Source organism: Streptomyces sp. NBC_00075, from assembly GCF_045041225.1.
In the GTDB taxonomy this organism is placed as follows: domain Bacteria; phylum Actinomycetota; class Actinomycetes; order Streptomycetales; family Streptomycetaceae; genus Streptomyces; species Streptomyces adonidis.
In genome coordinates, this window is the sequence record NZ_CP108243.1 from 6,717,229 (window position 1) to 6,739,425 (window position 22,197).

Consider the following 22,197-nt stretch of genomic DNA (forward strand, 5'->3'; position numbering starts at 1 on the left):
CGGGCCTCAGATCTCGATGTCCGCCTCGATCCGTTTCAGCTGGTGGCGGGCCATCGCCAGGTTGGAACGGTTGATGTCGAGCACCAGGTAGAGGAAGAGGCCGTTGCCGCCGCGCCCCTTCATCATCCGGATCAGGTGGTACTGGCTGGAGAGCGTGATCAGGATGTCCTCGATCTCGCCCTTCAGCCCGAGATGCTCCATCGTGCGCATCTTGGCGCGTACGACATCGGTGTTGCCGGCGGCGGCGACGTTCAGGTCGAACGTCTTGCTGCCGCCCATCGTGCCCAGGGCCATGCCGCTGGTGTAGTCGACGAGGGCGACTCCGGTGGCGCCCTCGATGGAGGTCAGCGCCTCTTTCAGCGCGGTCTCGGTGTTGGCCATGACGGTGTTCCTCTCCTGCTTCCGGTTCAACTTTCCGTGGTGCGCGCGTTGGGCGTGGTTGACGGTGTGCGTGGCGCGCGTGGGGTTCTGGTTCGGGTGGGCATCGGTGCGGGGGCGGAGGCCGGCGTGGGTGCGGGTGGCAGGGCCGGTCTCGGCGTCTGTTCGGCCGCCGCGTCCACCAGCTCCCCGATGCGGGCGCCCGCCCGGCGGCCCTCCAGGTGCAGCCGGCCGACGTTGACGCGGTCCTGGGCGAGCAGCGTCAGGACGGCGCTGCGGCCCGCCGCGTACGTCGCCACGTAGCCGTACACCCCGCGCACCAGCAGCTCGCGGAAGTCGCCCTGGCCGGTCGCGTCCGCCATCCGCACGGCGACGCTGAGCGCGGTGGCGGTGAGCGCCGCGACCGTCTCCGGTTCGACACCCGGGGTGTCGTGGACGAGGACGAGACCGTCGACGCTGGCCGCGAGCGCGCCGGTGAGCTGCGGCACACGGGCCCGCAACCGGCGTAGTTCGTCCATGACTTCGGCCTCGGCTGCCATGAGTTGTCTCCTCTCGGCACGCGGGCGCTGCCGCTCAAAGGGCCTCCAGCGCATCCCTGAGCCTCTTCAGCAGCGTGATGTTGGGGTCGGTGAAGGAAGGCGGCAGCGATCCTGGGGGCGCCGGTGGAGCGGACGACGTGGACGGCGGCAGGGGAGGCGGAAGGGCCGGGACGGCCGCCGGGACTATGACCCCGGCCGCCGCGAGCCGCCGTACGTCCACCAGGGTGTGGAAGGTCGGGCGGGCCAGCGCCAGGGCGATGTCCGCCGCCGTGCGGACACCGTCCACCAGGTCCAGTACGGCGGACTGGCGGGCGCTGATGGTCGGCGCGCCCGGGCTGCCCGAGCGGAGCAGCGGGGCGCTGTCGGGGGCCGCGTCGGGCCAGATGCGGTGGAGCAGGGCGCGGCGGCGCAGGGTCTCGTGCTCCAGCGCCGCCACCGGCACCGGGCGCACCGGGCCGAGCCAGTGCGTGTCCCCGTACCGGAAGTGCCCCGGCGTGCCGCTGGGCGCGAGGGCGAAGTACGCCGCGTCGTACAACGCCCCCAGGTGGCACACCTCCAGGGCGCCCGCGCCGATCCGGCCGCTCTCGACCAGGAACCGCCCTACCCGGTTCCGCTCCCCGGCCGCCCCCACGGCGTCCCGCCAGCCGTCCGCGTCCAGCGTGCCGCGCGCGGTGAGCAGCACGTCGAGCCCCGGCACGGCCGGGCTCTCGGCGTGCACGACCTGGCCGTCGGCGAGATAGAGCGAGCCGCGCTCCCGCACCAGGGCGCCGGTGGCCCGCTCGGTGGCGAGCCGGCCGAGGATCGGGGAGACCCCGCCCCACGCGCGCTGCCGGGCCGCCGCCTTGTCCCGCACCGGCAGGCGCGGCGGCGGGGTCGTCAGATTCGCGTGCACCGCCGTCATCCCAGCACCAGCCGTCCGGCCATCTCGCCGAGCCGGATGCGGGCCAGCGCGAGATTGCCCTCCGCGCGGGCCAGCCACAGGTGCAGGAACACACTGCTGTCGAAGCTCGTCGTCACGAACCGCAGGACGTGATAGCTGTCCCGGTTGCTGATGATCAGATCCTCGACCGGCGGGTCCTGCCCCCAGCCGACGGCCGCCCCGCCCTCTTCGGACTCCCCGCCGTCGCCCTCGGGAGCGAACGCGCGGTGCTCGGCGGCCAGCCGGGCCAGCTCCGCCGCCTCGGCCGCCATCGTCTCCGGATCACCGCCCGGGGAGTCCCCGACGGTGCCCAGTGCCAGCCCGCTGGTCCAGTCGACCAGCGCGGCGCCCCTGGCACCGGGCAGCCGCATGGCTTCCAGCAAGCACTCGTCGATTCCGGGCACCCTTGGCCCCTCCTGCCTGTCCCGCTCGCGTCTGTCCGGCCGGTGTTCGATCGCCCAGCCCGGAGTTCGCCGACCTGACGTTCGGCCAACCTGGTGTTCGGCTGAGTGACGCAGACGCTACGCAACGTGTGCATGAGGAGTGAGAGATCTGGCATTTTCCGGTGGAACATGCGGCGGATGACTAAGGTGGGTCGACTGGCCCTGTTTTAACGGCAGTTGACCTGCATGTTCCCCGAAGTCCGTCAAGGGCGTGCGTGGGGGGAGGTGGTTGCGGGGAGGGTGGTGAGCGCGGAGGCGTGCGCCCCACCGGATTCGGCCACGATCTCGGCGACGGTCTGCGGCTCCCGTACGACCGCGAAGGCGGCGCCCCCGTCCCCGCTGCCGCTCGGCACGAAGCCGTAGATCCCGGGCCGGGCGAGGGAGTTGTACGCGTAGTGGTGCGCGAAGTAGTACGCGCCGGTGTCCAGTGCCGCCGCGTAGTCGCCCTGTTCGAGCAGCGGCAGCGCACGTCCCTCGGCGAGCAGGTCCCCCGAGAAACAGGCAGGCCCGGCCACGTCCTGCACGACCTCCGGTCCCGCCTTCGGCCGCCCCTTCCCGTCGTACGCGGCGATCCTCAGCGGCCACGACCCCGGCGCGTACACCGTCCGCGTCGCGACCTGCACGCCCGCGTGCGTGACCGCGACCGGCCGCCCGCCGGCGCTCTTCGCGTACTCGACCCGCGCCACGATCGTGCCGTGCTTGGCCAGCAGCGACCGGCCGAATTCGGTCACCAGCCCGTACCGCCCGCCGAACAGCCCCGGCACCTCCTCGCTCAGCAGCCGGGCGTACCGCGCGTACGTCGGGCTCGTCGCGTCCGACGCGAAGTTGACCGGCAGCCCGCCGCCGATGTCGATCGTGTCGATCTGCCGCCGCCCGACCCGCCGGTTGATCTCCTCGGCCAGCGCGTACGCCTCCACCACGCCCCGCACCATCAGCGCGAGCGGGATGCCCTGCGACCCCGTGTGCGCGTGCAGCCTGGTCAGCCACGGGCGCTCGGCGTACGCCCCCACGATCCACTCGCGCGCCCCCTCGTCCTGCAACGCGACCCCGAACTTCGAGGTCGCGGTGGCGGTGGACGTGGCCCCGATCGACCCGCCGCCGATCTGTGGGTTCACCCGTATCCCGATCGGGGACCGGCTGGTCGCGGACCGCATCAGCGCGTCGAGACGGTCCAGCTCCTGCGGGTTGTCGGCGTTCACGGCGATGCCCAGGGCCAGCGCGTCGCGCAGCTCGGCGGGCGTCTTCGCGGGCGAGTCCAGCACCGTCCGGGACGGCGCCACCCCGGCCGCCCGCGCCAGCGCCAGCTCCCCCGGGCTCGCCACCTCGGCCCCGATCCCCTCCTCGCGCAGCAGCCGCAGTACGGGTACCAGCGGGGTCGCCTTCACCGCGAAGGCGTGCAGCACGGGCGTGCCGGGCGCCACGACCGCGTCGAAGGCGGCGCGCAGCTCGGTGGCGGACTCACGGATGCCGGTGACGTCGAGGAGCCCGACGATGGGTGCGTCGGCACGGAGCAGTCCCTGCTCCACGGCGGCGCGTACGGCCTCGTCCCGGCGGTTGGTCCGACCGGCCCCGTTGTGGTCCACAGTGTCCCCCGTGGTGTCGATGTCCGTGTCCATGCGTCAAGCGAAACATCCGTGCCGCACACATGCGGACGCCGGAACGTATTGACTAGTTCTATTCAGGAAGTCAGGATGTGAATATCCACTGCAACAGTTCGCCGAGTAGTTCGCCAACAGTCCGCTGGGAGGCAGACCATGTCAGGACCCCGCCCCGTACGAGCCCCGCGCGGTACGGAACTGAGTGCCCTGGGATGGCAGCAGGAGGCCGCCCTCCGGATGCTCCAGAACAACCTGGACCCCGAGGTCGCCGAGCACCCCGACAAGCTCGTCGTCTACGGCGGCACCGGCAAGGCCGCCCGTGACTGGCGCTCCTTCGACGCCATGGTCCGCACCCTGCGGACGCTGAAGCAGGACGAGACGATGCTCGTCCAGTCGGGCCGCCCGGTCGGTGTCATGCAGACCCACGAGTGGGCCCCGCGCGTCCTGATCGCCAACTCCAACCTGGTCGGCGACTGGGCCAACTGGGAGGAGTTCCGCCGCCTGGAGGCCCTCGGCCTGACCATGTACGGGCAGATGACCGCCGGTTCGTGGATCTACATCGGCACCCAGGGCATCCTCCAGGGCACCTACGAGACCTTCGCCGCCGTCGCCGCGAAGAAGTTCGGCGGCACCCTCGCCGGGACGATCACCCTCACCGCCGGCCTCGGCGGGATGGGCGGCGCCCAGCCGCTCGCCGTGACGATGAACGACGGTGTCGCGATCTGTATCGACGTCGACCCGCGTGCCATCGAGCGCCGCATCGAACACCGGTACCTCGACGTGAAGGCCGACTCCCTGGAGCACGCCCTCCAGCTCGCGGTCGAGGCCCGTGACGCCCGCCGCCCGCTCTCCATCGGCCTGCTGGGCAACGCGGCCGAGCTGCTCCCGCGCATGCTCGCCGAGAGCGCCCCCATCGACATCGTGACCGACCAGACCTCGGCCCACGACCCGCTGGCCTACCTCCCCGTCGGCGTCGACTTCGACGACATGGCGTCCGCCGCGGCGAAGGACCCGGCCGGCTTCACGACCCGGGCCCGCGAGTCGATGGCCCGGCACGTCGAGGCGATGGTCGGCTTCATGGACGCCGGTGCCGAGGTCTTCGACTACGGCAACTCGATCCGGGGCGAGGCCCAACTCGCCGGATACGAGCGGGCGTTCGCGTTCCCCGGCTTCGTACCGGCGTACATCCGCCCCCTCTTCTGCGAGGGCAAGGGCCCCTTCCGCTGGGCGGCCCTGTCGGGCGAGGCGTCCGACATCGCGAAGACGGACAAGGCGATGCTGGAGCTGTTCCCCGAGAACGAGTCCCTGCACCGCTGGATCAAGATGGCCGGCGAGCGGGTCCACTTCCAGGGTCTCCCGGCCCGGATCTGCTGGCTCGGCTACGGCGAGCGGGACAAGGCCGGCGAGCGCTTCAACGACATGGTGGCGAGCGGTGAGCTGGCGGCGCCGCTCGCGATCGGCCGCGACCATCTGGACTGCGGGTCCGTCGCGTCTCCCTACCGGGAGACCGAGGCGATGCTCGACGGTTCCGACGCGATCGCCGACTGGCCGCTGCTGAACGCGATGGTGAACGTCGCCTCGGGCGCGTCGTGGGTCTCCATCCACCACGGGGGCGGGGTCGGCATGGGCCGCTCCATCCACGCCGGGCAGGTGTCCGTGGCGGACGGCACGAAGCTGGCGGGGGAGAAGATCCGCCGGGTGCTGACGAACGACCCCGGGATGGGCGTCATCCGGCATGTGGATGCCGGGTACGACATCGCGGAGACGGTCGCTGACGAGCGGGGTGTGCGGGTGCCGATGCGCGAGGGGGACGACGCGTGAGCGAGGGCTCTGCCGGGCGGGACGGCGACTCTTCGGTGGGGGCGGGCGGGTCGTCGCCGACTGCGGGTGGTGCGTCTGTGCCCACCCGTTCCGCCCTGCGGAACGCCTGCCCACAGACGAGTGGCTCCTCCTTCCACGCCATGTGGCGTGACCTCGCCCCCCTCGGTCGGCACCCCGACTCGCGCGGCTATCGGCGTTACGCCTGGACCGGGATCGATCTCGAGTGTCGGGCCTGGTTCAAGGGGCAGGCCGAGTCTCGGGGGCTGTCGTACGAGGTCGATCGGAACGGGAATCAGTGGGCCTGGCTCGGGGATCCCGCTGAGGGGGATGCCGTTGTCACCGGGTCGCATCTTGACTCCGTGCCCGATGGCGGGGCCTTCGACGGGCCCCTGGGTGTCGTGTCCTCCTTCGCTGCTCTCGACGAGCTTCGGGCGCGCGGGGCGCAGTTCAGCAAGCCCCTCGCCATCGTCAACTTCGGGGACGAGGAAGGTGCCCGGTTCGGGCTCGCCTGTGTCGGGTCGCGGCTCACCGCCGGGGCCGTCACCGTCGAGCAGGCTCGGCTGTTGACCGATGGCGATGGGATCACGCTGCCGCGTGCCATGGAGGCCGCCGGGTACGACCCCGACACCATCGGGCCCGACCCCGAGCGCCTCGCCCGTATCGGCGCCTTCGTCGAGCTGCACGTCGAGCAGGGGCGGGCGCTCGATCTGAGCGGCGACCGGGTCGGCATCGCCAGTGCCATCTGGCCGCACGGGCGCTGGCGGTTCGACTTCCGTGGCGAGGCCAATCACGCCGGTACGACACGGCTCGTCGACCGGCGCGATCCCATGCTGTCGTACGCCGAGACCGTCCTCGCCGCCCGCCGCGAGGCCGAACTCGCCGGTGCCGTCGCCACCTTCGGGAAGATCTCCGTCGAGCCCAACGGCGTCAACGCCATCCCCTCCCTCGTACGCGGCTGGCTCGACTCCCGCGCCGCCGACCAGAAGGCCCTCGACACCGTCGTCTCCGGTGTCGAGCAGGCGGCCCGCGAGTACGCCGAGGCGCACGGCGTCGATCTCGACGTCGTCCGGGAGTCGTTCACCCCCGTCGTCGAGTTCGACCACGCCCTGCGCGACGAACTCGGCCGCATCCTCGGCAAGGACACAGCCCTCACCGTCCCCGTCCTCGGCACCGGTGCCGGACACGACGCCGGGATTCTCTCCGGGAGCATCCCGACCGCCATGCTGTTCGTGCGCAACCCCACGGGCGTCTCGCACTCCCCGGCGGAGTACGCCGCCGAGGACGACTGCGTGGCCGGGGTGACCGCACTCGCCGACGTACTGGAAGGGCTGGCCTGCACGTGACCCACCCCCAAGCACGGACGTACTGGCTGGAGCACGCCTGGCTCGACACCAACGTCGAGCCGGGCGTCGCCCTGGACGTCGAGGACGGTCGGATCGCGGCTGTCCGTACGGGAGTCGACGGCCCGCCACCCGGCACCGAGATCCTGCGCGGGCTCACCCTCCCCGGCCTCGCCAACGCCCACAGCCACGCCTTTCACCGTGCCCTGCGTGGCACCGTCCAGGTCGGCTCCGGCACCTTCTGGACCTGGCGCGAGGTCATGTACTCCTTCGCCGACAAGCTGACCCCGGACGCCTACCACGCCCTCGCGCGTGCCGTGTACGCCGAGATGGCCCTCGCCGGCATCACCGCCGTCGGTGAGTTCCACTACGTCCACCACGCCCCGGGCGGCACCCCGTACGCCGACCCGAACGCGATGGGCGAGGCTCTGGTGGAAGCGGCCGCCGACGCCGGTGTCCGCATCACCCTTCTCGACACCGCCTATCTCTCCTCCGGCTTCGGGCAGGTCCCCAACCGCCACCAGCTCCGTTTCTCCGACGGCACCGCCGACGCCTGGGCGGAACGCTGTTCAGTTCTCAAGGAACGGGATCACGCGCGGATCGGTGCCGCCATCCACTCCGTACGGGCCGTGCCCGCCGGGCAGTTGGCGACCGTGGCCCGCTGGGCCGAGGAACGCCGGGCGCCCCTTCACGTCCACCTCTCCGAGCAGACGGCCGAGAACGACGCCTGCCTCGCCGCCCACGGATGCACGCCCACCCGGCTCCTCGCCGACCACGGGGTCCTCGGCCCTCGCGCCACCGGCGTCCACAGCACCCACCTCACCGACGAGGACATCGCGCTCCTCGGCCACAGCGGCACCGGCACCTGCATGTGCCCCACGACCGAACGCGACCTCGCCGACGGCATCGGCCCCGCCGTCGCCCTCCAGCGCGCGGGCTCACCGCTCTCCCTCGGCTCCGACAGCCACGCCGTCATCGACCTGCTCGAAGAGGCCCGCGCCATGGAGCTGAACGAGCGCCTGCGCACCCGCACCCGGGGCCACTGGACGGCGGCAGCCCTGCTCCGGGCCGCCTCCGCCGACGGTCACGCGGCCCTCGGCTGGCAGGACGCGGGCACCCTGGAAGCCGGTGCGCTCGCCGACTTCACGACGATCGCGCTCGACTCGGTCAGAACTGCGGGACCGGTGCCTCGGCTGGGCGCGGAGACGGCTGTATTCGCAGCGTCGGCAGCGGATGTGCGCCATACGGTCGTGGGCGGCCGGCACGTCGTGCGCGACGGGGCCCACACCCTCGTACCAGAGGTGCCGCAGGCGCTCGCGGCAGCCGTCGAAGCCCTGCGCGCCTGACCCCCGTACGCACCCCGGTTCGCATCCCGGCCCTCCGCCCCGCCACCCATGAGGACGCCATGAACAGCCCCAGCACGCCGAGCAGTCCGAGCAGCCCGAACCGGACGAACAGCGCTATCGGCAGCACGACCGACACCACCACCGGCACGACGACCGTCATCACGAACATCGGCAGCCTGGTCACCAACGACCCCTCTCTCGGCGACGGTTCTCCTCTGGGACTGATCCAGGACGCGGCCGTCGTCATCGAAGGCGACCGCGTCGTCTGGACCGGTGAGAACAGCAAAGCACCCACCACTGACAATCGGGTCGACGCCGGTGGCAGGGCCGTCCTCCCGGGCTTCGTCGACTCCCACTCCCACCTCGTCTTCGCGGGCGACCGCACCCAGGAGTTCAACGCCCGGATGTCCGGGCGGAGCTACACGGCGGGCGGAATCCGTACGACCGTCGCCGCCACCCGCGCCGCCACGGACGCGGAACTGGAGGCCAACCTCACCCGCTACCTCCGCGAGGCGCTCCGGCAGGGCACCACGACCTTCGAGACCAAGTCCGGGTACGGCCTGACCGTCGAGGACGAGGCCCGCGCCCTGCGCATCGCCGCCGCCCACACCGACGAGGTCACCTACCTCGGCGCCCACATCGTGTCCCCGGACTACGCCGACGACCCGGCCGCCTATGTCGCCCTGGTCACCGGCGAGATGCTCGACGCCTGTGCCCCGTACGCCCGTTGGGTCGACGTCTTCTGCGAGAAGGGCGCCTTCGACGGCGACCAGGCCCGCGCGATCCTCACGGCGGGCAAGGCGAAGGGCCTGCACCCGCGCGTCCACGCCAACCAGCTCTCGTACGGCCCCGGCGTGCGGCTCGCCGTCGAACTCGACGCCGCCAGCGCCGACCACTGCACCCACCTCACCGACGCCGACGTGGACGCCCTCGCGAACAGCCGTACGGTCGCGACGCTCCTGCCCGGCGCCGAGTTCTCGACCCGCGCCCAGTGGCCGGACGCCCGCCGGCTCCTCGACGCGGGCGTCACGGTCGCGCTCTCCACGGACTGCAACCCGGGCTCCTCCTTCACCTCCTCCGTGCCCTTCTGCATCGCCCTCGCGGTACGGGACATGGGCATGACCCCGGACGAGGCGGTCTGGTCCGCCACGGCGGGGGGCGCGCGGGCCCTCCGCCGCGACGACATCGGCCGCCTCACGCCCGGGGCGTACGCCGACCTGACCCTCCTGGACGCCCCGAGCCACGTCCACCTGGCCTACCGGCCGGGGGTCCCGCTGGTCAGCGGCGTGTGGCGACGAGGCGTACGGATCGTCTGACTCCGGCCTCGGCTCAGAGGCCGTACCGGCTCTTCAGATGGCGCCAGAAGTCACGGAACATCCACTTGTCGAACTCCGTGATCTGCGCCGCGCTGCCCGCCTTCATCAGGAAGCAGCACTGGCCGGTCGGGGTCCAGTCGTAGAAGTCGTCGAGCCCGAACGTGTGGCCGACCTCGTGCAGATAGATGTGGATGTTCTCCTGGTCCAGCGCGCCGGTGAAGTACTCCTGGCCGACCCGCTGGCCCCAGTCGCCGCCCGCGCCGCCCTGGAAGCCCTTCGTCAGCCACAGCGACTGGTCGTAGTGGCGGGCCGCGCCGCCCGGGCAGCGTGAGTAGTTGCCGTCCTGGTGGAAGAAGCGGCCGCAGTCCGGGGAGCACTGCGGGGAGCCGCCGCCGTCGAGGTTCCCGGCGTAGATGTCGACCGAGCTGTCGGTCCACTGGAGGGTCGAGCGGTTCTTCACGGCCCAGCCGACGATGTTGACCGGCACGTTGGTGTACGGCCAGGCGTTGTGGCCCGTGCCGTTGTCGAGCATGGCCGCCGTCCACTTGCCGAACTGCTTCTTCAGCGCCGCGTGGATCCGGTCGCGCAGGGCGGTGCTCACGGGCGCGTCCGACTCCCAGCGGACGCAGTAGTTGACGCTTCCCCGGTTGGCCATGACCTGGTCCCAGCCGTAGTTGCGGAAGCCGTAGAGGTCCGGGTAGGTCGACGAGACGTGGTTCCACACCTCGTTCAGCGGCTGTACGAGGTTCGCGGGCGGGTTCCAGACGTCGGCGGCGGCCCGCACCTGTGCCGTCGTCCCGGCGGGGGCGGCGAACGCGGCCGGCAGACCGGGGGCGGCGATCAACGCGGCCAGTGCGGCCAGCACCGCGAGGAGACGTGCGATGTGCTTGCGCATGGGTGAACTCCCTTTGTGGGGAACGGGATTCACCCTCGGGTCGCCGCCGGTCACGGCCGGGGTTGCCAGCTCTGCCCCGGCGGCTGTTCACTCCCGCCTCGTGTCGCGGAGTGAAATCAGGCGCTGCCCGCCCGCCACCGCTGCCCCGTCCCGCCCGTCAGCGCCACGAACTTCACGCCGCCGTCGGCCGCCGGAACCAGCCCTGTCGCGAAGGCGATCGCCGGGCGGATCACCCCGTCGTCGTCCACGGTGAAGCGCAGATTGTCCCCGTTGTCGCCGTCCACCGACGCGCACTCCCAGATCCCGACGCCCCGGTCCACATCCCCCCGGCTGTCCAGGCACAGGTCGGTGTCGGCGGCCGATTGCAGGACCCCCAAGTCGGCGTCCACACGCCAGCGTTGGGTCTCGGACGACGCGGAGCAGGGTGCCGTGAGAACGTCCGTGCCCTTCTCCAGCACACCGCCCCGGATGTCCAGACAGCGGCCTGAAGCGACGTTCACCACCTGGGCGTACGAGGCTCCGGGCGCCCGGAACACCGGCGTGGGTGTAGGCGTGGGCTTGGGAGTGGGCGTCGGCTTCGGCGCCGGGGCGGAAGAGGTCGGCGGCCGTGAAGTCGGCGACGGGGACGGGGACTCGGCGGCCGTCGGTGAGGAGGGCGCCGTCGCCTCGGGGCTGCTCGGCACGGCGGTGACCGGGAACGTGTTCGACGCGCCCTGCGGGCTCGACGAGCCGTCGCCCGACGACAGCAGCACGATCAGCAGCGGGATCAGCGTCACGCCGAGGACCGCCGAGGCCAGCGCGAAGCGCCGACGGGACGGCGGCGCCGGCGGGGCCGGTGGCTGGGCCCAAGCCCCGCCCGAGGCAGGGGCGTTGGCAAGGGTGACCGTCGGTGCGTCCCGTGCGTATGCCGTTCCGCACCACGGCAGCAGGCCCTCGCCCAGCGCCGTGCGCGGGCTGTCGCGCAGGGCGGCGAGTTCCTCGTAGGCGACCGAGCAGTGCGAGCAGATGACCATGTGGGAGTTCAGGTCCGTGCTGTGGCGGGGGTTGACCGGGCGGACCGACTCCTCGATCAGCCGGCGGAAGTCCTGGCAGCGCGGGTCGTCGGAGGCGGCCAGCCGGGACCGCAGACAGGCCTGGGCCAGGGCCTGGAGCGCCGAGTCCGTCTCATGCTCGACGTCCTCGTGCGTCAGGCCGAGGAGATCGGCGGTCCGGCCCTCGGACTCGCGCTCCACGGTGCCGTACCAGATCAGGCCCTGGGTGCGGGCCGACAGCGACTGGAACGGGCCCAGCATGGGCGGGGGTGCGAACAGGAGCTCTCCGCCCGCCGTGTTGAGCGTGTTCAGGACGAGGAGCAGGCTCGGGTCCAGGCCCGCCGCACGTTCGTCCGTCGCCCAGCCGGCCGCCAAATCTGCGGTCAGCAAAAGGAGTTGATGGCGCCACGGTACGTTCGGTTCGGTACCGCGTGCCGTGTCCCGGGCCGCCGTCGTGAACGCCTGGGCCGCCAACTGCCCCGCCGTGGAGTCGCTCGTCGTGCACAGCCGGGCGTAGGCGAGCACGGACGCGCGGTGGCGGGTACGGAGTTCCTGCAACGCCGAGTACGCGGTGGGGGAGTTGGTGCGCAGCAGCTCGGTGAGGCGGGCGTCGGACACGCTCGCGTACAGCCCGCTGTCTTCGATGTGCTCAGACATCCGTCCGCCTCCTCGGACCCCCGTCCGTCCTGACGTACCAGCCAGTCTGAAGGCGGTGTCCGTGACGCATGAGGCCTTTGGGAAAAGAAGGGAGGGGTTTCTGTGGGTAACCAGAAACCCCTCCCGCAAAGACCGCAATGAGGACGTCAGCCTTCGATCGTCAGACCCTTCCGCAGCCGGTGCAGCGTCCGCGACAGCAGCCGCGACACATGCATCTGCGAGATGCCCAGTTCCTCGCCGATCTCCGACTGGGTCATGTTGGCGACGAACCGCAGCGAGAGGATCTGCCGGTCCCGGGGCGGGAGTTCGGCGATCAGCGGCTTCAACGACTCGACGTACTCGATGCCTTCGATGCCGTGGTCCTCGTAACCGATGCGATCGGCGAGGGCGCCCTCGGAGTCGTCCTCCTCGGGCTGGGCGTCGAGTGAGCTGGCGGTGTAGGCATTCGATGCCGCCATGCCCTCCACCACCTCGTCCTTGGAGAGGTCGAGGCGGTCGGCCAGCTCGCCCACGGTGGGGGCGCGGTCGAGCTGCTGGGCCAGTTCGTCGCCGGCCCGGGCCAGGTCGAGCCGGAGTTCCTGGAGCCTGCGCGGTACGCGCACCGACCACGACGTGTCGCGGAAGAAGCGCTTGATCTCGCCGACGATCGTCGGCATCGCGAAGGTCGGGAACTCGACCCCGCGGCTCAGCTCGAAGCGGTCGATCGCCTTGATCAGGCCGATGGTGCCGACCTGGATGATGTCCTCCATCGGTTCGCTGCGCGAACGGAAGCGGGAGGCGGCGAACTTGACCAGGGCGAGGTTGAGCTCGACGAGGGTGTTGCGGACGTACGCGTAGTCGTGCGTCCCCTCTTCCAGGGACTCCAGCCGCGCGAAGAGGGTCTTGGACAGGGCCCGCGCGTCTACCGCACCCACCTCGTCGTACGGCGGGATCTCGGGGAGCCCGTCCAGGGCGTCCGGAACGCGTGGGCCCGGAATGAGCGGGTCCTGGTGCAGCTGGTGGGAGTCCGTGTGTTCCGGAGGGGGTGTCGACGTCGCCCTCTGGGTATGCGATGCGTCGAGCCGGGGTGACATGGTGTCCTCCATGGTTCTCGGCATGAGGCTGCCGAAGCCGGTGCGTGTGCACGTGCGGTGTGCGGCGCCTCCAATGCCGGCCGTGTCGGGTACGTGTATCTAGCCCTACCCGGTTTCCCGAGCCTGCCGCAAGTGCGTTCCATTCCCATATGTCCGGATATGGGCGTTAGTTCAGGTGTCGGAGAGTGTGAGGAAGGCGTAGTGTTCGAGGACGTCAGCGGGCGCGAGTGGGCGCCGGCGAACAGCCACGACCTCGGGAGAGAGACGGCATGGACCGCGGGACGGTCGGCAGCGCACAGTCTGGCCGGCTACTGGTCGAGGTGCGGCGGGAGGGTTCCAGCGCCGTCGTGACTCCGGCGGGTGAGCTGGATCACCACACCGCCGACCTGTTGCGTGAACCACTTGAGGACTGCCTCGCGAAGGGTCTCGCGCGGCTGGTCGTCGACTGCGCGCGGCTGGAGTTCTGTGACTCCACCGGCCTCAATGTGCTGCTCGGTGCCCGTCTGAAGGCGGAGGCCGCCGGCGGCGGGGTGCACCTGGCCGGAATGCAGCCGGTGGTCGCACGGGTGTTCGAGATCACGGGCGCGGACGCGGTGTTCACCGTGCACGAATCGCTCGCCGACGCCCTGGCCGACGAACCGCCCAAGTCCTCCTAGCTCTCCCGGTCCTTCTGGCCGAGTCTTCCGGGTCGGCCGGGCGGGCTGTCGAGTGTGCCGCCTTCGGGGGGTGTTCTGTCGGTTCCGCCGGGCAGGAGACATCCTGAATATGCGCACAAGGGCGCGCGTAATGAACAGTGTGCAATGACGACCGTGTACGTGAACTGGTGAATCGGTGAGGTGAAGCGCTGATGAGCACCACCCGGCCCGACTCGCCGGGCTCTCCGGAATCCCCGGAGTCCCCCGAGTCCAGCGGCGCTTCCGGGGGTCGGCAGACCCGCAGCCTGAGTTTCGGCGGCGAGAGCGGTGTCGTTCCGCTCGCCCGGGACTTCGCCCGGCAGGCGCTGTACGCGTGGGGCTGGCTGCCCGCCGCGACCGCCGACCGGCGCGCCGCCGCCGAGGACGTCCTGCTCGTCGTCTCCGAACTCGTCACCAACGCCTGCCTGCACGCCGAGGGTCCGGACGAGATGTGGATCACCTGCGACAACAAGGTGATCCGCGTCGAGGTCGCCGACCGGGGCACGGGTCAGCCCGCCCCGCGCACCCCGCACAGAGCCGGCCGCCCGGGCGGCCACGGCATGTTCATCGTGCAGCGGCTGTGCCTGGACTGGGGAGTCGTACGGACCCCCGGTGTCGCGGGCAAGAAGGTGTGGGCGGAGCTGGGCGCTCCGGCGTAGTTCCCGCCGATGTGGCGGCAAAGCACCGCCGGGATCCGGTCGATTTTCCGCCGATCCGGTGTGCGTTGTGTCTTCCTTCTCTCAGTCCCCCGGCGTACCTTGACGGCCGATCCGAGATCTGATGTGCCGTCAGAAATGCTGACAGGACCGCCAGGAATGGGGGACGACGATGTCGTACCACCGGACATGCCGCAGCACGCACCCGAAACGAAGCGCCGCGCTCGCGTCCGTCGCGGCCCTGGCCGGATCGGCGGTGCTGCTGGCCGCCCCCGCCGCCCGCGCCGAGGTCGTGGACGTCAACTACCAGTGCAAGACGCCGATCGGCGACAAGAGCGCCCTCTCGCCCATCGACATCAAGGCGGTGGAGAGCGACGGCGGCTACAAGGTCACGATGTCCTGGCAGAAGGGCGTCTCGTCCAGCCCGGTGGAACTGGGCAAGGGCGCGATGAACCCGAGCGCCACGATCAAGCTGGGCGGCGCGGACAGCGGCACGCTGAACGTCAGCGGCCCCGCGAACGCCGAGGCGGTACCCGCCAACACCCCGATAAAGATCAGTGACTTGAGCGGCACGTACAAGCCGTCGAAGAACGGCAAGGTCACCTTCACGGCCGGCGTCCTCACCATCAAGGCCCTCGGTACGACCACCACGTGCACGCCCACCAACAACCCGGGCCCGTCCCTGACGCTCGACGTCATGGGCGTCTCGGACGGCGGCAGCACCGGCGGTACGAGCAGCAGCGGCGGTTCGGACGGCGGCGCCGAACTCCCGCAGACCGGCCCCGAGGACTCGATGATCGCGCTGGGCACCCTCGGCGGCACGGTCCTGCTCATGGGCGCGGCGGGCGCGTTGTGGCTGACGCGCAGGAACCAGACCGCACGGGACGAGCGGGCAGTACGCCGCTGAGGCACGGCCAGTCGACCACGGGAGCCGCCGATGCGTGCCGTCCTCTGTCTCTCCTTCTGCCTCGTCGTCCCGCTGCTGTGGGCCACGTCGTCCACAGCGGCGGCCGACGAGGAGCGGGACGGCTGGTCCGCCGCGCCCCTGGGCACCGACCGGCCCTACTTCTACGCCGAGGGCACCCCCGGGACGGTCCTCCAGGACACGCTCTCCGTCCGCAACCCGACGGACCGCGTCCTCGATGTCCGGCTGTCCGGCGGCAGTTGGGTCACCCTCGCCGCCCCCGAGGTCGACGTCCCCGCCCGCACCCGCGCCGACGTGCCCTTCACGGTGCGCATCCCCGACGGCACGCCTCCTGGCGACCGCACCGCCACGATCACCGCCCGCGCCTCGGGCCGGACCGAGACGGTACGCGTGCAACTCCGGGTCGGCGGACCCCGGTTGCCCGCGCTGACCGTCGAGCACGTGCGGGTACGCGGCGACCGCATCGCGTACGAGCTGGTCAACCGCGGCACCACCGACCTGACCCCGACGCTCACCGTCCGCGCGGACGGTGTCCTCGGCCCCCTCCTCGACCGGCCCGCACGCACCCTCCCCGTACGCCTGCCCCCGGGCGAGCGCGTCGCCCTGACCGAACCCTGGCCCGGGCGGCCCGAGTTCGACGCGGTCGACGTACGCCTGACGGTCACGGCGGCCGACGGGACGGTACGCGCCGAGGCGGGCACGTCGGCACGGTTCGTGCCGTGGGGCGGGGTGGCGGGAGGCGCGGGGGCGCTGGTGGCGGGCGGCGCCCTGATGGCCGTACGACGGCTGGGGCGCCGTAGGGGCCACGAACAGCCGTGCGGACATGAGGAGTTGGCCGAACAGCTGACGGGGGCGATGAAGTGAAGCGGCGGATTCCCGCACTGGTCACGGCGGCGCTCGCGCTCGCCTTCCTCTTCCCTGTCTCGCTGCTGCCCACGACCGCCACCGCAGCCGACGGGCCGACCGTCAAGGTTTCCAAGTCGCAGGCGGGGACCGGGAGTTCGATCATCGTGACCGGGACCGGCTGGCCGCGGAAGGCGCTGCTGATGATGCTGATCTGCGGCCGGTCCAGCCCGTCCCGGGGAGTGATCGGCGGCACCAACTCCTGTGCCAACGCGGACGGAAGAGCCGTCACCACGGACACGCAGGGCGCCTTCAGCCAGAGCCTGCCGGTGGTCGAACCGCCGGTGCCGTGCCCGTGCGTGGTGCATGTGGCGACGGTGACCGGGTCGTCCGACACGGCGGCCGACGCGGTGTTCCAGGTGGCGGGCCACCCGGTCGAGCCACTGCCCGAATCGGACGGCACCGGACGTCTCTCGGTCCTCACGGACCCCCGGCTCGACGGTTCGAGCGGGCTGCTGACCTGGTTCGGGGCGCCGCCCACCCGCACCCTCGTCCTCACCGTCGGCAACCTCGGTACGGCGGCCGTCAAGGACCCGGTCTTCCAAGTCGGCACCTCCCACGGGGTGTTCGCCCCGCAGTGGGACGAGCAGCAGTGGCAGGGCACGATCCAGCCGGGCGGGAAGGCACGCGTCGAGCTGCCGGTCTCCCTGGCGAGCGGGGCGCACGGCGACTACTCGGTCTCGCTGAAGTACGACGGCAAGGTCCTCGCCGAACAGCCCTGGGGCGTGGGCCGGCCCTGGGGCGTGACCCTGTTCTGGGTCCTGGCCGGAGTCGTCGTACCGGCGGCGCTGTTCCGCGTCGGTATGGCGGTGGTGGACCGGGTACGGCCACGCGGGCCGGGCGGACAGCATGCGGTACGGCGTGACCGGGGGCCACGAAGGCTTCGGCTGCCCGAACTGACCCTGAGGATGCCGAAGGTGGGCGAGCGGGATGGCAACTCCCCACCCGCGGGCGCCTCTTCGACCCTGCCGTGGTTCACCCCGGACGCGGACCCCGGCGCGGTCCCGGACCCACGCACGGACACGGAGGCGGACACGGACGCGGACACGGATACGCACCTGAACCTCGGCGACCTGGACCCGGGCACTCCGACGACGAACGCGATGAACACGACGAACTCGAAGGGGAACACGTGAGAACGCAACGGAGACGGAGCGCGAGTGCGGCAGGGGCCCTGTTGCTGCTCGGCGGAGCGGGCGGTGTCCTGCTGGGCATGGCCGCGGCGGGGCCCGCCCAGGCGGCCGAGGTGTCGTACGCGACCAAGTGCGTGCCGCCGGCGGCCTCAGGACTGGACCCCGTCAACGGCACGACCAAGGTGGAGATCACCGCGCCCGCGACGGCCAAGGTGGGCGACGAGGTGGACGTGGTCTGGAAGTTCACCCAGGCCGCCTCCAAGAACCCCGACCTGATCGACCTGCCCGCCAACTCGGTGCAGCCGAGCGGGGTGTTGAAGGCGGGCGGTGCGCAGACCGCCGACATCGCGATGGTCGGGCCGCGCGAGAACCCGGCGATCCCCAAGGGCGCGGCGATGGTCCTGTCCGACATGAAGGGCAAGGTGAAACTGACGACGGCCGGAGACGTGACACTGACCCCGGACGCCTACACGATCAACGCCTTCGGGACGGACACGAAGTGCGCGCCGACGGAGACGGTCCAGCCGTCGGTGACGATCAAAGTGACGGCGGGGGGCGGCAGTTCACCCTCACCGAGCCCGACCCCGACGACATCGACGTCACCGTCGTCCTCACCCACGCCGACCGACTCCGCGTCCCCGAGCCCGAGTTCGACCCCGACGGACGAGGAGAGCGAGTCGCCGAGCCCGACGGACGGCGGTCAGACGGACTTCACCGGGAAGCTCGTACAGGTCCCGTACAAGTGCGTGACGCCCATCGGCGACAAGGAAGTGACCTCCCCCATTCAGATCAACGCCAAGAAGAACGGCGGGAGTTACGACATCACGGTCCAGTTCAAGGGCTCGGTGATGGACAGTCCGGCGGACCTCCCGGCGGACTCGGTGAAGCCGTCCATGGAGGTCGTCCTGGGCGGGTCCGACACGGGCACGGTCCATGTCGAGGGCCCGGCCAACACGGAGCCGATCAAGACCGGCGACGCGATGACGATCTCCGACATGACGGGCACCTACAAGCCGGGCGCGACCGGTGAATCGACCCTGGCACCAGGCGTGTTGACGGTGAACGCCCTCGGCACGACGACCACCTGCACCCCGACCACGACGATGGTCTCCCTGACCCTGGACACGGAGGAACAGGCCAGCGGAGCGTCCGGCGGTTCCTCGACGTCGGGCGGCACGACGTCCGGCTCCGGCGGTACGTCGACCAGCGGCGGCCTCGCGAACACGGGCGCCGAGAACAACGGCGCCCTGAAGGCGCTCGGCCTGGTGGCCGGTACGGCGGTACTGCTGGGCGTGGCGGTGTTCACGTTCATGCCGGGTCGCCGACGCCTGCGCTGACCGGCGGAAACGTCAGGACCCCGCTCCGGAGCACATCACCGGGCGGGGTCCGGCACTCTGGGCAGCCGCCGCTCACCGGCTGAGGGCGGGACGGGCAGGGCCCGAGGTCACGGCGAGCACTCCTGACCGTGTCGGCCGTGCTCGCTCAACTCCCGTTCACAGTCACCGACTTCACCGGTACGCCCGGCCTCCCGGGCCGCGTCCCGCTGAGCGGCCAGCGCCTCGCACACATCGCAGGGCGCCGCCTCCGCCCCGGCGGGCACCGTCGTCACGACGACCACCTGGCGAGCGCTGCCTCCAGCGAACGCAGGACCTCGCGGGTGGGCGCGGCCCAGGCGCCGGGCGAGGGAACGGACGTGGGGACGGGGGCGATGCGGTGGGCGGCAGTGGCAGGAACGCGGCGGGGGAGCAGGGGGAGGGTGGTCGTCGTCATGCGGGTTCACTCCTCGGGTGGGCGGTACCGGCGAATGCCTGGGCCACGAGCATGACGCCTGAACCGGGCGAAAACGTCGCGGACAGGGCCGGGTTGACACGTTCGGCGGGGGGCGCATTTCCGCATGCCCTCGGCCGCCGACCGACGTACGGCCGGAACGGACAGAACGGCCGGGGCCGCCGCGCCCCTCCGGACACGGCGACCCCGGCCATGTACAGCCAACCGGTACAACCGACCGACGAACACCGTCAGTTGACCCTTAGTTAACGCTGCCCATGAGCTGCTTGACCTTGCCGCGGTACGACCACACCGCGGCGCCCGCTGTCACCGCGAGCACGGCTTCCAGGGCCACCACGCCCATCCGGTCGAGGTTGACGCCCGCGACCGAGAGGAGGCCGGTCGTCGCGTCGCCCGCCGTGACGGCCAGGAACCAGACGCCCATCATCTGGGAGGCGTACTTCGCCGGGGCCATCTTCGTCGTGACCGACAGACCGACCGGGGAGAGGGTCAGCTCGCCGACGGTCTGGACGAAGTAGATCGCCACGATCCACATCGCCGCCGCCTTGTGGCCGTCCCCGGCGATCGACAGCGGCGCCAGGAAGAGGAAGAACGAGACACCGACCAGGACCAGGCCCGAGGCGAACTTCACGATCGTGCTCGGCTCCTTGCCCATCCGGTTCAGCGCCAGCCAGAACCAGGCGAAGACCGGCGCCAGCGCCATGATCAGCACCGGGTTCACCGACTGGTACCAGGAGACCGGGAACTCCCAGCCGAAGACCGTGTTCTCGGCCTTGCCGTCCGCGAAGATCGACAGGGTCGTGGCGCCCTGGTCGTAGATCATCCAGAACACGGCCGCGGCGACGAAGAACCAGATGTACGCCGACATCGACGACTGCTCGGCCCTGTTCAGGTCCTTGTCGCGCTTGATGCGGGCCAGCACGACCACCGGGACGATCAGCCCGAGCAGGATCAGCGGGACCATGACCCAGTTCAGCGTGTAGTGGCCGGAGAAGCCGACGAACGCGTAGAACACGGCCGCTGTGCCCGCCCAGACCGCCGCCTTGCGGAGCGTCGCGGACTTCTCGGCGGCGGACAGCGGGGTCGGGACGACGCTGGAGCGCGCGTCCAGGTGCCGGCTGCCCAGCAGGAACTGGGCGAGACCGAGCGCCATGCCGAGCGCGGCGAGGGCGAAACCGAGGTGCCAGTCGACCTTCTCGCCGATCGTGCCGATCACCAGCGGCGCGGCGAACGCGCCCGCGTTGATGCCCATGTAGAACACGGTGAAGCCGCCGTCGCGGCGCGGGTCGTCCGGGCCGTCGTACAGATGGCCGACCATGGTGGAGATGTTGGCCTTCAGCAGGCCCGAGCCGATCGCGACGAGCCCGAGGCCCGCGTAGAAGGTGCCCGCCGTCGGCAGGGCCAGCGTCAGATGGCCGAGCATGATGATGCCGCCGGCCACGGCGACGGTCTTGCGGGGGCCCCAGACCCGGTCGCCGAACCAGCCGCCCGGCAGGGCGAGCAGATAGACGAGCGAGACGTAGACGGAGCCGATCGCGGTCGCGGCCGTCGCACTGAGGTGCAGGCCGCTCGGCGCGATCAGGTACAGGGGGAGCAGTGCCCGCATGCCGTAGTAGGAGAACCTCTCCCACATCTCGGTCATGAAGAGCGTGGCCAGTCCGCGGGGGTGGCCGAAGAAGGACCGTTCGGAGACGGGGGAATCCTTCGTCAGGCTGGACGCCATGGGTCGTTCCTTGCTGTCGGGGCGCACAAAAAAGACCTTCGGCAGAAAACTCGCCAAAGGTCCCCGGGTGCCGTTAAGAGCTCCAGTCACCATACGACAGTTCACTGTCGTAAATAAAAGGACTTGAGACGTGAATCACAGGTGATGAGTGCGAAACAGTCGCTTATTCGAAGGTAAGAGACAGGATCTCATCGCAGAGGCACAGGTTCACGCGTGGGCGTACGGCGGGCACCGGCCGCGCCGTCCCGGGTGCCCTCGTCCTGGCGTCCGAAGGTAAGAATCAAGAACGCCTGGTCACACCCCAGACGGCGTCCACGGCGGTCTACCATCAGTTCATGACCCGTGTACTGCTCGCTGAGGACGACGCGTCCATCTCGGAGCCGCTGGCCCGCGCACTGCGCCGGGAAGGTTACGAGGTCGAGGTCCGCGAGGACGGCCCGACCGCGCTCGACGCCGGCGTCCAGGGCGGTATCGACCTGGTCGTTCTCGACCTGGGACTGCCCGGTATGGACGGCCTCGAAGTGGCCCGCCGGCTGCGTGCCGAGGGACTGACCGTCCCGATCCTCATCCTGACCGCGCGCGCCGACGAGGTGGACACCGTCGTCGGCCTCGACGCGGGCGCCGACGACTACGTCACCAAGCCCTTCCGGCTCGCCGAACTGCTCGCCCGGGTCCGGGCCCTGCTCCGGCGCGGCGCCGCCGAGCCGCAGCAGCCGCCCGCCACGCACGGCGTGCGGATCGACGTCGAGTCGCACCGGGCGTGGATGGGCGAGGAGGAGCTCCAGCTCACGGCGAAGGAGTTCGATCTGCTGCGGGTGCTGGTGCGTGACGCCGGGCGGGTCGTGACCCGCGACCAGCTCATGCGTGAGGTGTGGGACACGACGTGGTGGTCGTCGACCAAGACGCTCGACATGCACATCTCCTGGCTGCGGAAGAAGCTGGGCGATGATGCGGCGAATCCTCGGTACATCGCGACGGTACGGGGTGTTGGTTTCCGTTTCGAGAAGAGTTAGCGGAGCTGGACGCGCGTAACGCCGTG

At 71.0% G+C, this 22,197-nt stretch carries 22 protein-coding genes; 11 read left to right on the forward strand and 11 right to left on the reverse strand.

Annotation, left to right across the window (positions count from 1 at the left end; genetic code table 11):
• Positions 1-6 precede the first annotated feature (6 nt).
• The 5 genes from OG787_RS29360 to OG787_RS29380 all read right to left on the reverse strand — a co-directional run bounded on the left by OG787_RS29360 (position 7) and on the right by OG787_RS29380 (position 3,895).
• Positions 7-381 carry a hypothetical protein gene (locus OG787_RS29360; protein WP_235478158.1) on the reverse strand — a complete coding sequence of 125 codons (375 nt, stop codon included), beginning with the start codon at positions 379-381 and terminating at the stop codon, positions 7-9.
• A 26-nt stretch (positions 382-407) separates the two neighbouring features.
• The gene (locus OG787_RS29365; protein ID WP_369034585.1) at positions 408-917 is read right to left on the reverse strand and encodes a roadblock/LC7 domain-containing protein; all 510 of its coding nucleotides are present in this window, start codon (positions 915-917) and stop codon (positions 408-410) included.
• A 34-nt stretch (positions 918-951) separates the two neighbouring features.
• Positions 952-1,818 carry a transcriptional regulator gene (locus OG787_RS29370; RefSeq protein WP_405537076.1) on the reverse strand — a complete coding sequence of 289 codons (867 nt, stop codon included), beginning with the start codon at positions 1,816-1,818 and terminating at the stop codon, positions 952-954.
• Positions 1,815-2,240, reverse strand: coding sequence for a hypothetical protein (locus tag OG787_RS29375; RefSeq protein ID WP_369034587.1), 426 nt, complete (start codon positions 2,238-2,240; stop codon positions 1,815-1,817). The genes OG787_RS29370 and OG787_RS29375 overlap by 4 nt, the downstream gene beginning before the upstream one ends.
• Positions 2,241-2,482: 242 nt before the next feature.
• Positions 2,483-3,895 (reverse strand): diaminopimelate decarboxylase, encoded by a 1,413-nt coding sequence (locus OG787_RS29380; RefSeq protein ID WP_405537078.1) that lies wholly within the window; start codon positions 3,893-3,895, stop codon positions 2,483-2,485.
• 138 nt (positions 3,896-4,033) lie between these two features.
• On the opposite strand from OG787_RS29380, the gene hutU reads away from it, so the two are divergent.
• The 4 genes from hutU to hutI all read left to right on the forward strand — a co-directional run bounded on the left by hutU (position 4,034) and on the right by hutI (position 9,700).
• The gene (gene hutU / locus OG787_RS29385; RefSeq protein ID WP_369034589.1) at positions 4,034-5,698 is read left to right on the forward strand and encodes a urocanate hydratase; all 1,665 of its coding nucleotides are present in this window, start codon (positions 4,034-4,036) and stop codon (positions 5,696-5,698) included.
• Between the two features lie 140 nt (positions 5,699-5,838).
• On the forward strand, positions 5,839-7,041 hold the full coding sequence (locus OG787_RS29390; protein WP_405540621.1) for an allantoate amidohydrolase: 1,203 nt from the start codon (positions 5,839-5,841) through the stop codon (positions 7,039-7,041).
• Positions 7,038-8,384: a formimidoylglutamate deiminase gene (locus OG787_RS29395; protein ID WP_405537080.1), complete on the forward strand. Its 1,347-nt coding sequence runs from the start codon at positions 7,038-7,040 to the stop codon at positions 8,382-8,384. The genes OG787_RS29390 and OG787_RS29395 overlap by 4 nt, the downstream gene beginning before the upstream one ends.
• A gap of 59 nt (positions 8,385-8,443) precedes the next feature.
• A complete protein-coding gene (gene hutI / locus OG787_RS29400; protein WP_405537081.1) occupies positions 8,444-9,700 on the forward strand; it encodes an imidazolonepropionase in 1,257 nt (418 codons plus the stop codon).
• 13 nt (positions 9,701-9,713) lie between these two features.
• On the opposite strand, the gene OG787_RS29405 is transcribed toward hutI, so the two are convergent.
• The 3 genes from OG787_RS29405 to OG787_RS29415 all read right to left on the reverse strand — a co-directional run bounded on the left by OG787_RS29405 (position 9,714) and on the right by OG787_RS29415 (position 13,356).
• Positions 9,714-10,595 (reverse strand): hypothetical protein, encoded by an 882-nt coding sequence (locus OG787_RS29405; protein WP_369034592.1) that lies wholly within the window; start codon positions 10,593-10,595, stop codon positions 9,714-9,716.
• 116 nt (positions 10,596-10,711) lie between these two features.
• Positions 10,712-12,283 (reverse strand): ricin-type beta-trefoil lectin domain protein, encoded by a 1,572-nt coding sequence (locus OG787_RS29410; RefSeq protein ID WP_405537084.1) that lies wholly within the window; start codon positions 12,281-12,283, stop codon positions 10,712-10,714.
• Between the two features lie 146 nt (positions 12,284-12,429).
• Positions 12,430-13,356, reverse strand: a complete 927-nt coding sequence (locus OG787_RS29415; protein WP_235480091.1) for an RNA polymerase sigma factor SigF — start codon at positions 13,354-13,356, stop codon at positions 12,430-12,432.
• A gap of 269 nt (positions 13,357-13,625) precedes the next feature.
• Between OG787_RS29415 and OG787_RS29420 the strand changes: the two genes are divergently transcribed.
• From OG787_RS29420 to OG787_RS29445, 6 genes are all read left to right on the forward strand, one after another.
• Positions 13,626-14,012, forward strand: a complete 387-nt coding sequence (locus tag OG787_RS29420; protein ID WP_369034594.1) for an STAS domain-containing protein — start codon at positions 13,626-13,628, stop codon at positions 14,010-14,012.
• Between the two features lie 191 nt (positions 14,013-14,203).
• A complete protein-coding gene (locus tag OG787_RS29425; RefSeq protein ID WP_369034595.1) occupies positions 14,204-14,689 on the forward strand; it encodes an ATP-binding protein in 486 nt (161 codons plus the stop codon).
• 169 nt (positions 14,690-14,858) lie between these two features.
• On the forward strand, positions 14,859-15,593 hold the full coding sequence (locus OG787_RS29430; RefSeq protein WP_405537086.1) for an LPXTG cell wall anchor domain-containing protein: 735 nt from the start codon (positions 14,859-14,861) through the stop codon (positions 15,591-15,593).
• A gap of 30 nt (positions 15,594-15,623) precedes the next feature.
• Positions 15,624-16,475, forward strand: a complete 852-nt coding sequence (locus OG787_RS29435; protein WP_405537088.1) for a hypothetical protein — start codon at positions 15,624-15,626, stop codon at positions 16,473-16,475.
• Positions 16,472-17,650 carry a hypothetical protein gene (locus tag OG787_RS29440; protein ID WP_405537089.1) on the forward strand — a complete coding sequence of 393 codons (1,179 nt, stop codon included), beginning with the start codon at positions 16,472-16,474 and terminating at the stop codon, positions 17,648-17,650. The genes OG787_RS29435 and OG787_RS29440 overlap by 4 nt, the downstream gene beginning before the upstream one ends.
• Before the next feature lie 44 nt (positions 17,651-17,694).
• A complete protein-coding gene (locus tag OG787_RS29445; RefSeq protein WP_405540623.1) occupies positions 17,695-18,984 on the forward strand; it encodes a hypothetical protein in 1,290 nt (429 codons plus the stop codon).
• 107 nt (positions 18,985-19,091) lie between these two features.
• Here OG787_RS29445 and OG787_RS29450 read toward each other — a convergent pair whose 3' ends face one another.
• The 3 genes from OG787_RS29450 to OG787_RS29460 form a co-directional block, all read right to left on the reverse strand.
• Positions 19,092-19,256 (reverse strand): hypothetical protein, encoded by a 165-nt coding sequence (locus OG787_RS29450; RefSeq protein ID WP_369034599.1) that lies wholly within the window; start codon positions 19,254-19,256, stop codon positions 19,092-19,094.
• A complete protein-coding gene (locus OG787_RS29455; protein ID WP_369034600.1) occupies positions 19,253-19,417 on the reverse strand; it encodes a hypothetical protein in 165 nt (54 codons plus the stop codon). Before OG787_RS29455 ends, OG787_RS29450 begins: the two co-directional genes overlap by 4 nt.
• 259 nt (positions 19,418-19,676) lie before the next feature.
• Positions 19,677-21,158, reverse strand: a complete 1,482-nt coding sequence (locus OG787_RS29460; protein WP_369034601.1) for an oligopeptide:H+ symporter — start codon at positions 21,156-21,158, stop codon at positions 19,677-19,679.
• Between the two features lie 335 nt (positions 21,159-21,493).
• Between OG787_RS29460 and OG787_RS29465 the strand changes: the two genes are divergently transcribed.
• A complete protein-coding gene (locus OG787_RS29465; RefSeq protein ID WP_235478175.1) occupies positions 21,494-22,171 on the forward strand; it encodes a response regulator transcription factor in 678 nt (225 codons plus the stop codon).
• Positions 22,172-22,197: the final 26 nt, after the last annotated feature.

What these genes read in the sequence shown, in the direction of transcription:
- OG787_RS29360 (WP_235478158.1), bottom strand. Translation starts at nt 381, where the DNA reads ATGGCCAACACCGAGACCGCGCTGAAAGAGGCGCTGACCTCCATCGAG.
- OG787_RS29365 (WP_369034585.1), bottom strand. Translation starts at nt 917, where the DNA reads ATGGCAGCCGAGGCCGAAGTCATGGACGAACTACGCCGGTTGCGGGCC.
- OG787_RS29370 (WP_405537076.1), bottom strand. Translation starts at nt 1,818, where the DNA reads ATGACGGCGGTGCACGCGAATCTGACGACCCCGCCGCCGCGCCTGCCG.
- OG787_RS29380 (WP_405537078.1), bottom strand. Translation starts at nt 3,895, where the DNA reads ATGGACACGGACATCGACACCACGGGGGACACTGTGGACCACAACGGG.
- hutU (WP_369034589.1), top strand. Translation starts at nt 4,034, where the DNA reads ATGTCAGGACCCCGCCCCGTACGAGCCCCGCGCGGTACGGAACTGAGT.
- OG787_RS29390 (WP_405540621.1), top strand. Translation starts at nt 5,839, where the DNA reads ATGTGGCGTGACCTCGCCCCCCTCGGTCGGCACCCCGACTCGCGCGGC.
- hutI (WP_405537081.1), top strand. Translation starts at nt 8,444, where the DNA reads ATGAACAGCCCCAGCACGCCGAGCAGTCCGAGCAGCCCGAACCGGACG.
- OG787_RS29405 (WP_369034592.1), bottom strand. Translation starts at nt 10,595, where the DNA reads ATGCGCAAGCACATCGCACGTCTCCTCGCGGTGCTGGCCGCACTGGCC.
- OG787_RS29410 (WP_405537084.1), bottom strand. Translation starts at nt 12,283, where the DNA reads ATGTCTGAGCACATCGAAGACAGCGGGCTGTACGCGAGCGTGTCCGAC.
- OG787_RS29415 (WP_235480091.1), bottom strand. Translation starts at nt 13,356, where the DNA reads ATGTCACCCCGGCTCGACGCATCGCATACCCAGAGGGCGACGTCGACA.
- OG787_RS29420 (WP_369034594.1), top strand. Translation starts at nt 13,626, where the DNA reads ATGGACCGCGGGACGGTCGGCAGCGCACAGTCTGGCCGGCTACTGGTC.
- OG787_RS29425 (WP_369034595.1), top strand. Translation starts at nt 14,204, where the DNA reads ATGAGCACCACCCGGCCCGACTCGCCGGGCTCTCCGGAATCCCCGGAG.
- OG787_RS29430 (WP_405537086.1), top strand. Translation starts at nt 14,859, where the DNA reads ATGTCGTACCACCGGACATGCCGCAGCACGCACCCGAAACGAAGCGCC.
- OG787_RS29435 (WP_405537088.1), top strand. Translation starts at nt 15,624, where the DNA reads ATGCGTGCCGTCCTCTGTCTCTCCTTCTGCCTCGTCGTCCCGCTGCTG.
- OG787_RS29455 (WP_369034600.1), bottom strand. Translation starts at nt 19,417, where the DNA reads ATGACGACGACCACCCTCCCCCTGCTCCCCCGCCGCGTTCCTGCCACT.
- OG787_RS29460 (WP_369034601.1), bottom strand. Translation starts at nt 21,158, where the DNA reads ATGGCGTCCAGCCTGACGAAGGATTCCCCCGTCTCCGAACGGTCCTTC.
- OG787_RS29465 (WP_235478175.1), top strand. Translation starts at nt 21,494, where the DNA reads ATGACCCGTGTACTGCTCGCTGAGGACGACGCGTCCATCTCGGAGCCG.